The organism is uncultured Aquimarina sp. (assembly GCF_947492405.1).
Classification (GTDB): domain Bacteria; phylum Bacteroidota; class Bacteroidia; order Flavobacteriales; family Flavobacteriaceae; genus Aquimarina.
Window position 1 is genome coordinate 331,302 of sequence record NZ_CANLMP010000002.1, and the last position, 13,217, is coordinate 344,518.

Annotated in this window: 11 protein-coding genes; 10 read left to right on the top strand and 1 reads right to left on the bottom strand. The window is 31.2% G+C overall.

The window, feature by feature from the left end:
- The 10 genes from Q0829_RS07840 to Q0829_RS07885 all read left to right on the top strand — a co-directional run bounded on the left by Q0829_RS07840 (position 1) and on the right by Q0829_RS07885 (position 12,411).
- Complete coding sequence (locus Q0829_RS07840; RefSeq protein WP_298541622.1) at positions 1-708, top strand: queuosine precursor transporter; 708 nt, start codon at positions 1-3, stop codon at positions 706-708.
- A 76-nt stretch (positions 709-784) separates the two neighbouring features.
- Positions 785-3,412 carry an AsmA family protein gene (locus tag Q0829_RS07845; protein WP_298541623.1) on the top strand — a complete coding sequence of 876 codons (2,628 nt, stop codon included), beginning with the start codon at positions 785-787 and terminating at the stop codon, positions 3,410-3,412.
- A gap of 400 nt (positions 3,413-3,812) precedes the next feature.
- Positions 3,813-5,081 carry a hypothetical protein gene (locus Q0829_RS07850; protein ID WP_298541624.1) on the top strand — a complete coding sequence of 423 codons (1,269 nt, stop codon included), beginning with the start codon at positions 3,813-3,815 and terminating at the stop codon, positions 5,079-5,081.
- Between the two features lie 31 nt (positions 5,082-5,112).
- Positions 5,113-5,547: a hypothetical protein gene (locus tag Q0829_RS07855; RefSeq protein WP_298541625.1), complete on the top strand. Its 435-nt coding sequence runs from the start codon at positions 5,113-5,115 to the stop codon at positions 5,545-5,547.
- 282 nt (positions 5,548-5,829) lie between these two features.
- The gene (locus Q0829_RS07860; RefSeq protein ID WP_298541626.1) at positions 5,830-7,086 is read left to right on the top strand and encodes a hypothetical protein; all 1,257 of its coding nucleotides are present in this window, start codon (positions 5,830-5,832) and stop codon (positions 7,084-7,086) included.
- 27 nt (positions 7,087-7,113) lie between these two features.
- Positions 7,114-7,554, top strand: coding sequence for a hypothetical protein (locus tag Q0829_RS07865; RefSeq protein WP_298541627.1), 441 nt, complete (start codon positions 7,114-7,116; stop codon positions 7,552-7,554).
- Positions 7,555-8,028: 474 nt separating this feature from the next.
- Positions 8,029-9,303: a hypothetical protein gene (locus tag Q0829_RS07870; protein ID WP_298541628.1), complete on the top strand. Its 1,275-nt coding sequence runs from the start codon at positions 8,029-8,031 to the stop codon at positions 9,301-9,303.
- Between the two features lie 88 nt (positions 9,304-9,391).
- Positions 9,392-9,838: a hypothetical protein gene (locus Q0829_RS07875; protein ID WP_298541629.1), complete on the top strand. Its 447-nt coding sequence runs from the start codon at positions 9,392-9,394 to the stop codon at positions 9,836-9,838.
- A gap of 142 nt (positions 9,839-9,980) precedes the next feature.
- A complete protein-coding gene (locus tag Q0829_RS07880; protein ID WP_298541630.1) occupies positions 9,981-10,613 on the top strand; it encodes a LysE family transporter in 633 nt (210 codons plus the stop codon).
- A 343-nt stretch (positions 10,614-10,956) separates the two neighbouring features.
- Positions 10,957-12,411, top strand: coding sequence for an aspartate aminotransferase family protein (locus tag Q0829_RS07885; protein ID WP_298541631.1), 1,455 nt, complete (start codon positions 10,957-10,959; stop codon positions 12,409-12,411).
- Here the strand turns inward: Q0829_RS07885 and Q0829_RS07890 are convergent.
- Positions 12,408-13,202 carry a DUF2797 domain-containing protein gene (locus tag Q0829_RS07890; RefSeq protein WP_298541632.1) on the bottom strand — a complete coding sequence of 265 codons (795 nt, stop codon included), beginning with the start codon at positions 13,200-13,202 and terminating at the stop codon, positions 12,408-12,410. The genes Q0829_RS07885 and Q0829_RS07890 overlap by 4 nt on opposite strands.
- Positions 13,203-13,217: the final 15 nt, after the last annotated feature.

The following is a 13,217-nucleotide window of genomic DNA, read 5'->3' on the forward strand; positions in this document are numbered from 1 at the left end:
TTGAATAAAACTCCTTTAAATCTTAAAGACAAAATAGCCGCATACAGGATTTACTTGATACTTGGAGCTTTATTTATTTCCTCTTTAGTAGCATCTAATCTTATTTTTCAAAAATTTTTTTATTGGGATTTTTTCGGGGTATATACTTTTGAAATTTCTGTTGGGATTTTACCATATCCTATTACTTTTTTAATCACAGATATTATTAGTGAAATCTATGGAAAAAGAAAAGCCAATCAAATTGTCACTGCGGGTATTTTCGCTTCGTTCTTTTCTTTACTGATTATATATGTTTCTAAAGAAGTGCCTGCTACTAGCTGGTCCCCTATTAACGACGAAACATTTACCAAAGTTTTTGGCGCAACTGTGGTAGCAGTTTTTGCTTCCATGATGGCATACCTTTTTGCTCAATATATTGACATTCAGATTTTCCATTTTTGGAAACGTACTACTAAAGGAAAGCACTTATGGATCAGGAATAACTTCTCTACTTTTGCCTCTCAGTTTATAGACACATTTACTGTGTTACTGTTGTTATGCGCTACAGGAGTCATTGATTGGAATCGTTTTGGTGTATTATTACTTAATGGATTTTTATTCAAAGTATTAGTTGCTGCTTTTGACACTCCTCTCCTTTATATGGCTGTTTACATCTTAAGAAAAAGATTTAAACTTGGACAGGGAGAAGAATTACATCTTGAATATTAAAAATCTAACAAATAGTTAACTCAAAAATAGCAACATAATACCCTGGTAAATCGTTACTTTACATAAAAGCATTAAAATGATCAAAAAAGCCCTTAAAATCTTCGGAATTTTTGTTGTTCTATTAATTATAGGAATCATTTCAATACCTTTCTTATTTGGAGGAACGATAAAAGATAAAATACGGTATTTAGCTAATGAGCATATAAATGCTAAAGTGGATTTTGCTGATGTAGATATTAGTTTGATTAGGAGTTTCCCAAAGGCGTCCGTTATCATTGACGAACTTTCAATTATTAATTTTGCTCCTTTTGAAGGTGATACATTGGCGTATGCTAAAAAGATATCGCTAGACATGTCTATAAACGAATTATTTAAAGATGCTGAAGAACCTATCAGTATCCAAAAATTTATAATTGACGAAGCAAATATTGCAATTAAGACCGACTCGTTAGAAAACTCTAATTTTGACATAGCAAAAGCATCAGAAAAAACAGAAGTAGCTTCTGAAGAAGAAAGTGGCTCTTTTACCTTTGAACTAGATCATTATGAAATAAATAATAGCAAACTTTTATACCAGAATGACATAAGCAAAATTGCTTTACTTATGACCAATGTAAATCATAGTGGTGATGGATCTTTATCTGGAGAAAATATAGTATTAGACACAGCATCCAGTTCTGAAGTTTCTTTTAGCTTGGATAGCACCAAATACTTAAATAAAAATGCACTAAAACTTGAAGCCGAATTAGAACTAGATCTCGAAAACCAACGGTACGCTTTCAAAGAAAATAAAGCTTTTGTAAATCAACTTCCTCTGGAATTTGAAGGGTTTGTTCAGCTTTTTGAAAAACACACGGATATAGACCTTAGTTTTAAAACTCCTTCATCAGATTTTAAAAATTTCTTAGCTGTTATTCCTGAAGTATATGCCAAAAATCTGGATGGAGTTCAAACTACAGGAGATTTCTCGGTAAATGGAAGCATCAAAGGAAAAGCCGATGATGTATATATCCCAAAAATGGATATTAAAATTGCATCGCATAATGCTTCTTTTAAATACCCTGATTTACCAAAAAGTGTTCAGAATATTAATATCGACACACAAATTAAAAACGACACTGGCCTAGCCGATGACATGTATATAAACATTGGAAATCTTACTTTTAGGATAGATCAAGACACTTTTGCTGCCAAAGGTAGTTTGCGAAACATAACAACAAATATGATCGTAGATATGGCAGTAAACGGAACTTTAAATCTTGCTAATCTGGATAAAGCATACCCTTTAGAGTTAGAACAACAACTTAACGGAATGCTTAAAGCAAATGTAAACACCAATTTTGATATGCGATCTTTAGAAAAAGAGCAATATCAAAATGTAAAAAGTTCGGGTACCGCCAGCCTAGATGATTTTACCTACGCTTCTCCAGAATTACCCAATGAAATAAAAATTAAAAATGCCAATGTTGCTTTCAAACCAGAAACCATTACGTTAGAGAAAATGGAGGTGACCACAGGAAAATCTGATCTTACCGCAGAAGGTACTATTAACAACTTGATGGGGTTTTTATTTTCAAAACAAGATTTAAAAGGGAATTTTGATATTAGTTCTCAAGTTTTTGCAGTAGATGATTTCATGGTAGCAGAAAATGAAGCAACCGAAGAAAAAACCGAAAACACAAAGGAAGAAGCGTTAAAAATACCTTCATTTCTTGATGCTACATTGAATTTTGATGCAAAAAAAGTACTCTATGACAACTTAGAATTAAAAAACACAAAAGGGAGTGTAAAAATAAATGATGAGACCGCTTATTTACAAAACGTAACATCGAATCTCTTTGATGGTGGGCTTGCTTTAAATGGTAAAGTATCTACAAAATCAGAAACTCCTAATTTTGGTATGAATTTGGACTTAAGTAAAATTGACATTGCTAAATCTTTTTCGAGTCTGGAGCTACTACAAGGATTAGCCCCTATTGCCAAAGCCTTAACAGGTGCATTAACTACACAAATTAACTTAAATGGTAATCTGAAAAATGACCTTACACCAGTTTTAAATTCTGTAAAAGGAAACGCATTAGCAGAAATATTAAATGCTAAAGTAAGTACCTCTCAGACTCCATTATTATCTAACTTAGATGGACAATTAGGGTTCTTAAACCTTGACAAGCTTAATTTAAAAGACATCAAAACATCTCTTAGTTTTGATGACGGTAAAATTAATGTAAAACCTTTTGAATTTGATGTAGAAGGAATCAAAATAACTGCTGGAGGCAACCATAGTTTTGATATGAATATGGATTACAATGTTTCATTAGATGTACCTGCAAAGTACCTGGGTAATGAAGTAGGTGGACTAATCTCTCAACTTAATAATCAGGAGGCAAATGAAATGAAAGTTGCATTGCCTATTGGTATATCAGGCAACTTTTCTAACCCAAAGATAAATCTTAATACAGGTCAGGCGGTTAAACAATTAACACAACAAATCATAAACAAACAAAAAGAAAAAGCAACCGGAAAGATAGTGAACGAGGGAACCAAAGTACTTACAGATTTATTAGGAGGTTCCAAAAAAGATAAAGACTCCACTAAAACAACTACGGATAATCCAGAAGACAAATTAAAAGATGTTGCTAAAGATATTTTTGGAGGGTTTCTTGGTAAGAAAAAGAAAAAAGATACTACAAAGACCAAGAACTAAATCTACCTACATAGTAAAGATTATCTAGTTTTTTTATAATTTTATAAGCTCAGCTGGTAGATTTCTAAACTTTGTCTAAAAATTCTAATTATATCAAAGTTCTACTAGTAATAAGTTTTTTTTAACCCGATTTCTTACTACATTAGTACTGGGAAAACTCAGAAAAAGTATTGGATTTTAATTGGATTCGAAAACGAATATTAACCATTTAAAATCAAAACATTAAGGCTTCACAAATAACATTCGATGTTTTTTGCAACTATTTCATAAAAGAAATAGCATCCTCAACACAATAAATTTATTAAAATTGGATTAACTATTTAATAAAGTTAGACGCAATAGGTAGAACACTTATAGTTATAATTTTATTCCCAAAATACAAAACCCCCGTAAAACAGTTATGAAATCAACTATTTTATCCCTAACAATACTAATATTTTTCCCTTCCATAATATTGTCGCAAAATACAATTAACGACGATTCCATGAAATGGATCAATGGATGGGCTAATTTCGACCCGAATCATGAAGCATATCCACAATCAGATGAAGATATCCCTGCGATAATTGATCAAGACACTCACTTAACAAATGATTCCGTTTATTTTCTTTCTGGCAGTGTATATGTCATTAATGGCGCCACACTCTCAATCCAAGAAGGGACAATCATTCGTTGTGATACCAAAACTCAAACAAGTCTTGTAGTAAGTAAAGGATCAAAACTAATTGCCAGAGGTCTAAAAGGGCAACCTATTGTATTCACTTCTAACAAATCGCCAAAAGCAAGAAAAAGTGGTGATTGGGGTGGGATTATAATCTCCGGATCCGGAATTATCAATTCTCCATCCAAAGTGGGCGTTATAGAAGGTGATTTTCTTCCGCAGCATTCTCTTTATGGAGGAGAAAATAGCGATGAGATGACTACTATTATGACTTATGTACGAATTGAGTATGCAGGAAAAAAAATTAATCAATCAAAAGAACTAAATGGCCTATCTTTATATGCTTTAGGAAAAAAATCAATCCTTAATAATATTATGATAAGTCATTCTGCCGATGATTCTTTTGAATTTTTTGGCGGCACTGTAGATATGAACAATCTTATATCATACAAGGCTAAAGATGATGATTATGATTTCACTTTAGGTTACCAAGGAGAATTATATAATATTATAGCAATTAGACATCCATATATTTCTGACATCAGCGGTTCTTATGCAATCGAAATAGATGGCTATGATAAAAAATTAGGTATGACATCTCTAGAACTATCTAATGTAGATATAAAAGATGCTACTTTAATCAATTTATCAGACAGCAGTAATTATCAGCATACCGGAGCGGCAATTTCTTCTAAAAATTTAGCTCGGCTACATGTCGCAGATTCTAGAATATCTGGTTTTGCCAATGTAGCAAAATTTGACAAATCTTATTCATCTTATGTTAATTTAGAGACATCATTTTCTTTAGAAAATAGTATTTTCAATGTGCACGATACAAATGTTTTGGTTCCAATAGAACCAAAAAATGAAGTACAAGGACTGCTTAAATATAATATGTTCACGACACAATTTAAAAACGTATCTGATTTCTTTGAAAAACCGTTAGATGCTAAAAACCCAAAATTTACGTTAAAACAAGCACGTGACACTTACACGGTCATGCAATAAAACTATTTTTACCTTAATTAATATCTTTATAATGAAATCAATTACCTTGTTTCTAGCTCTTTTTTTAACCGCTATAGGTTTTACTCAAACTAAAAAGAATATCTTTTTTGATCAAAGCACCTTAATTACTAAATTTCATACTATTGATGAATTAGAAGATTTAAAAAAAGGAGAACTTGTCAAATTATATATAGAACGAGCAAATGAAATTATTACTGTATTACCTTATATAGCACTTACTAATGAAGCAGATGTAAGTCTTTCTGATATTGGAATTAAAGAAAACTCAGACAATCTAAAACTCCTAAAAAAACATCACGAAACGACTACGGAAGCATTTGAGAGTACAGGTAATTTAATAACCGAATTTATACCCTATGCGGATACAGAGAAAATAGTATGGTCTATTCTCTACTACGAAGAAATGATTAAAAAAATTCGGATAGGGGTGAACGGGAATTTCTAAAATCCACATTCCATAATTTACAAAAACAGCCACTTAGGGCTGTTTTTTTGTTTTTACACAAGTCTATCTATTTAAAAATAAGCGGATTAAAACAAAAACAAGTAGTAACATTTTATAACTTATTATTATTTCAACTTTTACAAAAAAATGTTAATAAATCATTTTTCATGTAATCTTCATCCCATTTCACCGAACTAAATGGAGTACTAACAAACGAATTTTAATTTTTGGATGAATAATCCAATGTGGTTTAACAAAGTGTGAGACTAAAAAAATGAAGTTATGAAAAAAAGAGAACTGTTAAGCATATTTTTATTTATTGCAATTTCGATTTCGGGATTATCTCAAAGCAACTTTAATCCTAATAATATGAAGTGGACCAGGGATTGGACCAATTTTGAACCAAACAAAACCAATTATCTTACCCACGATGAACAATTACCTAATATTATAAACAAAGACACCTATCTAAGAAGTGACATTGTTTATCTAATGTCTGGAGACGTGTATGTAACTAACAATGCTACATTAACTATACAAGAAGGAACTCTTATAAAAGCAGATACAGAAAAGTCTACGAATCTAATTGTTACCAAAGGAGCTAAACTAATTGCAGATGGTAGCAAAGCTTTGCCGATAGTATTTACGTCTAACAAATCCCGTAACTCTAGAAAAAGTGGTGACTGGGGTGGAATTACTATTATCGGTTCGGGTAAAGCAAACACTATAGAAGGAGAAGGAACTATAAAAGGAAAATTCAATCCGTTATATAGCATATTTGGTGGAAATAATATTGATGAAGAAACTACAATTTTAAGATATGTTAGAATTGAATACGCGGGTAAATCTACAAATGGGCTTTCATTATATACGCTTGGGAATCAATCGATAGTAGAAAATATTATGGTAAGTTATTCTGCAGATGACTCCTTTGAATGGCATGGTGGAGCATCTAAAGCTAAAAATCTTATTTCTTTTAAATCTAATGATGATGATTTTGACTTTACACAGGGGTATAGAGGTGAACTTATAAATATTCTAGCTATTAAGCACCCATATATTACAAGCAATAACGGATCTTACGCAATAGAAGTAGATGGTTATAATAAAAACTTAGGATTTGAAAATTCGAAAATATTATCTAGTATTGACATCACAGGAGCAACGTTGATCACCTTGGTGAATGAAAGCAATTATTATCATTCCAGAGCGGCAATATCTATAAACAACCTTGGTGAATTATATCTAAATGACTCCAATATATCAGGATTTTCTGATGTAGTTAAATTAGACAAATCTTTCTCAACTCTTAAGATGATAGAAACAGCTTTTAAGCTTGATAATAGCTTTTTTAACGTGCATAATGAAGGGGTTATTACTCATCACAATATAACTGGTGACACATTCAATTTACTTAAATATAACCGATTTACTAAAGATTTTCAGCAACCTGAAGAGGTTTTTAGCAACCCCTTAGATAATGCTCATCCAGATTTTACATTAAAAAATTCATTAAACAACTATATGGTAGTTCAATAAACTACACTTACATCAAAAACTAACATCATGAAAAAAATAATTACTTTATTACTAATAACATTTGCAATAAGCACTACAAGCGGGCAAACAAAGAAAAAGGGAGTTTTTTTTGATAACAGCAAACTGATTAATAGATTTCATACTATTGATGAATTACAAGATCTTAATAAAGGAGCGTTAATAGAACTATATCTGGAACGTGCTAGAGAAATTTTTGTAGTGCTACCTTATTTATCGTTAACCAATAAACCTGGAACCAGTCTTAGTGACGTAGGTATCAAAGAAGATTCTGATAAAATCAAAATAGTAGAGAAAAATAATGAAATAGCAGATAGAGCATTTGTTTATTCTACAAACACTATAAAAGAACTAGTTCCTTATTCTGATACAGATAAGATTATCTGGGCAGTATTATATTTTGAAGAAATGATTAAAAAGATGCGATTAGGTAAGGAAGGGAATATTTAGACCTTCATTTTAATAAATAACAAATTAAAAACAAATCGATTAACTACATAAAAAACTGTCATACGACTTCATAATTTTGTTTATTTCTGAATTTTAAAATTCAAACATCTATATAAAACGCGAAAATTTGCAATAAAATAAGAAAAAGGCAAAAACTCATAAATAACTGTTTATCAATTATTTAAAATAAACAATAATCTCTTCAAAAAAATAATTCACAACTAAATACATTTTTGTTTATCATTTATCTATAAAAAATAAACAATTATTAAATTATTGATAATCAACGACATAAAACCCTATTAAGTAGGAATTATACTCTTAAAGTTTTATTAAATTAATTAAAAAAAACGACGAACGTACATATTTTACGGAAAACCCGTAACCTAGTCTTCAAAAAGTATCTTAACTTAGTGACTTCGAAAAAAGAAGAAAGAATTTTCTTCCTATTTATAACCCCAAAATAAAACTTTTATGAAACTAAGATGCGCCTTGACTACATGTCTCCTACTAACTATTACTGTTCTAACATCTAATGCACAAGATTTTAATGGTAACGATAGTAAATGGATAAAAGGCTGGACCAACTTCACTCCCAACACCACAAACTATCCTGAAGCAGACGAAAAACTTCCAAATATAATAGCAGATGATACGTATTTAAATAATGATACTGTATACTTACTTTCTGGAGATGTATATGTTATTGGCAATGCTACACTAACAATACAGGAAGGAACTGTTATCAGAGGTGATCATGAAAACCCTGCAAACCTAATCATAACAAGAGGTTCTAAATTGATTGCAGTTGGATCTGAAGCTTATCCTATCGTTTTTACATCTAACAAAGCTCCTAAATCAAGAGCTAGTGGAGATTGGGGTGGAATCATAATAGCTGGTTCCGGAAGAGTAAATTCAGTATCTGGTAATGGTGTAATTAAAGGAAACTTTAATCCTCAGTATTCTGTATACGGAGGAAGTGATCAAAACGAACAAACTTCAATTTTAAGATATGTTCGAATAGAATTTCCTGGTAATAAAACTAAAAGAAGCGAAAACTCTAATGGACTATCTCTATTCGGAATAGGGACTGCTTCAATCATAGATCATGTTATGGTTAGCTATTCTGGTCAGGATTCATTTAACTGGACCGGAGGAAATAATAATATGAGAAATATGCTTTCTTACAAAGCAGAAGATGATGATTTTCAAATTTCTGAAGGTTTTAAAGGAGACCTAGACTATTTAATGGCTATTCGTCACCCATATATTAACAGTCCAAAAGGATCATATGCAATAGAAATTGACGGTTATGATAAAAATTCTGGATACTTGAAACCTAATGCTATTACGGATGTAACCATTACTAATTCCACTTTTGTAAATCTTTCTGACAAAACCAATTATATACATACATCATCAGCTATTTCTGCAGCAAATTCTGCTTTAGTATACATACACAACTCTAAAATATCTGGTTTTTTAAATGTGGTAAAATTCGATGATTCTTATACATCCCTTGCTGTTTTGGAAAGAGCTTTTAAAATGGACAATAGTTTTTTTAATATACACGGAGAAGGCGTAGAAGTTAGCTATAAGCCTAACAATGGGGTAATGAATGTTCTAAAGTATAATAGATTCACTAAAGATTTTGTAAGTGTAGATAACCTTTTTGAAGATCCTACAAGCAAATCAGCTCCAAAATTTCAGCTTAAGAAGGCAATGAATAATTATATGGTAATGCAATAAGTGTCACTTTTTCAATAATAAAATAATACTTTTTTTGTTCCGGATCCCCTAAATCCAACAAATGAATTTTAATACTACAGTATAAATTATGCTTAATTCAAAATTATTAATAGGTTTCATCTTTTTTCTATTTTTCCAATATACGAATGCCCAGGAAAAAGATGAAGCCATTTTTTTTGTTAAAAAAGATCAAATCACCAAATTTCATACAATAAATGATCTAGAAAATTTAAAAAAAGGACAGCTTATCAAATTATATCAGGATCGAGTTAGAGAAATTGTAACTGTAATTCCATTTTTATCTCTAACCAATGAACCTGGAGTTCGGTTAGGCGATTTAGGAATTAAGGAGGATTCTGGTCATGTAAAATCACTTAAGAAAAGTAATGAAGCTACTAAAGAGGCTATAGATATAGCACAAACTTCTATTGAAGAGCTTGTGCCCTATGCAGACACCGAAAAAATTATATTAACAATCCTTTATTACGAGGAAATTATTAAAAAAATGAGAATCGGAGTTACTAGAAGTTTTTAAATCAACTGTTAAACACACAAACTACAACTATTATAAGCATCACAAAAAGAAGCGATAATTTAAAAAATTATCGCTTCTTTTTAATTACACACAATACACTTAATTAATGTAAGGGTAGTTATAAAATTACTACTAAAGCCATATGATCGCATTCTATCTTATCCTAGGAATCTTAACCTCAGTTGCTGGCGCTTTACCTCTGGGTGCAGTTAATATTGCTGTAATCAACACAACAATTAAAGAAGATACTAGAAAAGCATTCCGTATTGCATTAGCAGCAGGTATCGGAGAAGTATTATTAGCTCTTTTTGCTTTACACTGTAGTATGGAACTCACTGGGTTTTTCGAAAACAACCGATGGATTCAATTAGTGATTATTTCTATATTTTTAGCAATCGGTATTTATTTTCTAGTACGAAAAAACAAAAAAGAAATGAATGAGAAAACACCTAAAATTAAGTTAGGGAAATCTAAATTCATAACCGGTTTTTCTCTTGCATTTTTAAACCCTCCAGTAATTCTATATTGGATAATAGCGATATCCTTAACAAACAAGCATCTTTTCGAACTCACATTATATACTCCTATTGTTGCCTTATTTCTTTTCTTTTCAGGAATATATCTTGGTAAAATTGGCACATTGTATCTATATAGTCAATGGGGAAATAAGATGGCTCAAAAATCTAATAATTCTAAAACCAAATTATTCAAAATTATTGGTATAGCACTCATAGTCATTTCTTTTGTTCAAGGAATAAAATTCTTAGTAGCGTAATTCTCTTTTTTTTTAAACATTCAATATATTTCTATTCATTCGTTTTAACACCCTTCTAAACAAAAGCTATAATATATAGTCAAAAACGAACAATAAGAATTAAGAGACATTTTTGCGCTACCCTATTAAAAGATTAAGATTTTATTAAAAAACAGAAAAATATTTTTACGTATCACCGTAATCTTAATTGCAATGTATTTGTCAATATTATGATGAGGCAACCTCATAGATATTTCTTATTGCTGCATTCTAAAAGAAGAATACCTTTTTTTAATAAATATATACTAGTAGATACTTCTTGAAATCGTATATTTTTGCAAATAAAGTAGGTAAAAAGATCCCAATGAAAGAAAATAACCTCAACGCTAAACTAGAGTTATCTAAAGAAGATATGAAACAATATGGTTATACAATTATAGATCATATTGTAGAACATTTTGACACTCAAGACTCTAAAAAACCAGTAGCAATAGCTACTAGAGAGGAAATGGATAGCTTATTAACAGAAGATATACCACATCACTCTACAGAAGCCAATGAAGTTCTTAATTTTGTGATGGAAAATGTTATTCCGCAAAGCACTATTGTATCACACCCTAAATCATTTTCTTTCGTACCAGGTCCAAGTAATTACATCAGTGCGATGGCAGATACCATTGCTACTGGCTTCAACATTTTCTCTGGTGGCTGGGCGGCATCACCGGGAGCTGCAGAATTAGAAATACTTACGATGAACTGGCTATTAGAAATTTTTGGATTTGGCACTAAAGAAGGAGGAGGTATTTTTACAAGTGGAGGATCCATGGCCAACCTTACTGCATTAGTAACTGCCAGAAGAATAAAATGTGGAGATGATTTTTCTAAAGCAGTGATTTACTTATCAGATCAGGCGCACTCTTCTAACATAAAAGCGATTAAAGTAATAGGCTTTAAAAAGAGTCAAATAAGAATTATACCTACAGATCTGGAATTCAAAATATCTCTTAATAAATTAAAAAATGCTATCGCTAAGGATCGTCTTCAAGGGCTAGAACCTTTTTGTCTAATCGCCTCTGCAGGTACTACAAACACAGGAACAGTAGATCCATTAGATGAAATGGCTAAAATTTGTGCTGAAGAAAAATTATGGTTCCACATTGATGGAGCTTATGGCGGTGCAGCCATACTGGCCAACAACGGAAAAGAGTTATTAAAAGGCATTGAAAAAGCCGACTCTCTAACAGTCGATCCTCACAAATGGTTTTTTCAACCTTATGAAATGGGTTGTTTATTAGTTAAGGATCATAATTGGCTTAGCGGAACCTTCAGCGAAAAACCCGAATATCTAAGGGATGTAGAAGGCAATGAATCTGAAATTAACTTTTATGATCACGGTATTCAATTAACTCGTAGGTTTAGAGCATTAAAGTTTTACATGTCATTAAAGACATTTGGTTTGGATTCTTTTAAAAAGGCAATTCAATACAATATAGAATTAGCCGACCAAACCGAAAGTTTATTAAGAAAAAGTCCTAAATGGGAAGTAATATCGCCTGCGACTTTAGCAGTAATAAATTTTAGATATAATCCTATTGATAAAAATTTCTCAGAAAAAGAAATCGACATAATAAATCAAAAAATTTCTGAAAAAATGATTAATTCTAGAGAAGCCTTATTAGTCACTACTGTACTTTTAGGCCAAGTAGTATTAAGAATGTGTTTAATCAATCCTAGAACAACTATGGATCATATTAAAGAAACTATCGAGCAATGCGAATTATATGGAAATGAAGTATTAGCTATAGAAAACGCTAATTAAATCATAGTTAACTGAACTACATACCCTTCATTATTTCTAACATTAAAAACGGTATCATCTTCAAAAATTAAATATTGCCCTTTGATACCTTTTAGCACACCCGAATATTCGGGTGTTTTTTCCAGGTTTAAGCTCTTTAGCTTACTAGGATACGCTAAAACAGGAAAATCAAGTTCTGTTTCTTTATTGTTTTCTATGAAATACTCTTTTACCTCATCAGGAATAAATTCTTTAAGCTTATCTCTATATATTGATAAGTCTTCATCTTCAATCTCATTCTTGAGCATTTTCCGCCAATTTGTTTTATCAGCTACATGATCTTTTAAAGCAACTTCGGTAATCCCCGCAAGATATCGATTAGGTACTTCTACAATTTCAATAGCCTCATGAGCTCCCTGATCGATCCACCTAGTAGGAACTTGTGTTTTTCGAGTTACGCCAACCTTAATATTACTAGAATTTGCTAAATAAACAATATGTGGCTGAAGTTGTACTTTCTTTTCAAAATCCAAATCCCGATCTTCTATATCTAAATGAGCTTTACTTAGTTCCGGACGCATTACCCAATCACCTACCTGAGGTTGATTATAAAAATCATCATAACAATATCCTTGCCTATATATTTTCTTGTTTTCGCCACAAGCTAAGCACTGATAACCTACAAATTTTATACTTAGGGTTTTATTCAGTAGTTGATTCATATGAATAAAATCAGAATCAAACACTAAATAGTATTGAATGGGGCTCCCTACTTCTGTTTGCATTTTGGTTAATACTCCTTGATATTGCATAAAAAGTTCAGTTAT

Bases quoted from the DNA above. Each gene is read 5' to 3' on its own strand.
- Q0829_RS07880 (WP_298541630.1), top strand. From the start codon at position 9,981: ATGATCGCATTCTATCTTATCCTAGGAATCTTAACCTCAGTTGCTGGC.
- Q0829_RS07845 (WP_298541623.1), top strand. From the start codon at position 785: ATGATCAAAAAAGCCCTTAAAATCTTCGGAATTTTTGTTGTTCTATTA.
- Q0829_RS07850 (WP_298541624.1), top strand. From the start codon at position 3,813: ATGAAATCAACTATTTTATCCCTAACAATACTAATATTTTTCCCTTCC.
- Q0829_RS07860 (WP_298541626.1), top strand. From the start codon at position 5,830: ATGAAAAAAAGAGAACTGTTAAGCATATTTTTATTTATTGCAATTTCG.
- Q0829_RS07855 (WP_298541625.1), top strand. From the start codon at position 5,113: ATGAAATCAATTACCTTGTTTCTAGCTCTTTTTTTAACCGCTATAGGT.
- Q0829_RS07885 (WP_298541631.1), top strand. From the start codon at position 10,957: ATGAAAGAAAATAACCTCAACGCTAAACTAGAGTTATCTAAAGAAGAT.
- Q0829_RS07875 (WP_298541629.1), top strand. From the start codon at position 9,392: ATGCTTAATTCAAAATTATTAATAGGTTTCATCTTTTTTCTATTTTTC.
- Q0829_RS07865 (WP_298541627.1), top strand. From the start codon at position 7,114: ATGAAAAAAATAATTACTTTATTACTAATAACATTTGCAATAAGCACT.
- Q0829_RS07890 (WP_298541632.1), bottom strand. From the start codon at position 13,202: ATGCAATATCAAGGAGTATTAACCAAAATGCAAACAGAAGTAGGGAGC.
- Q0829_RS07870 (WP_298541628.1), top strand. From the start codon at position 8,029: ATGAAACTAAGATGCGCCTTGACTACATGTCTCCTACTAACTATTACT.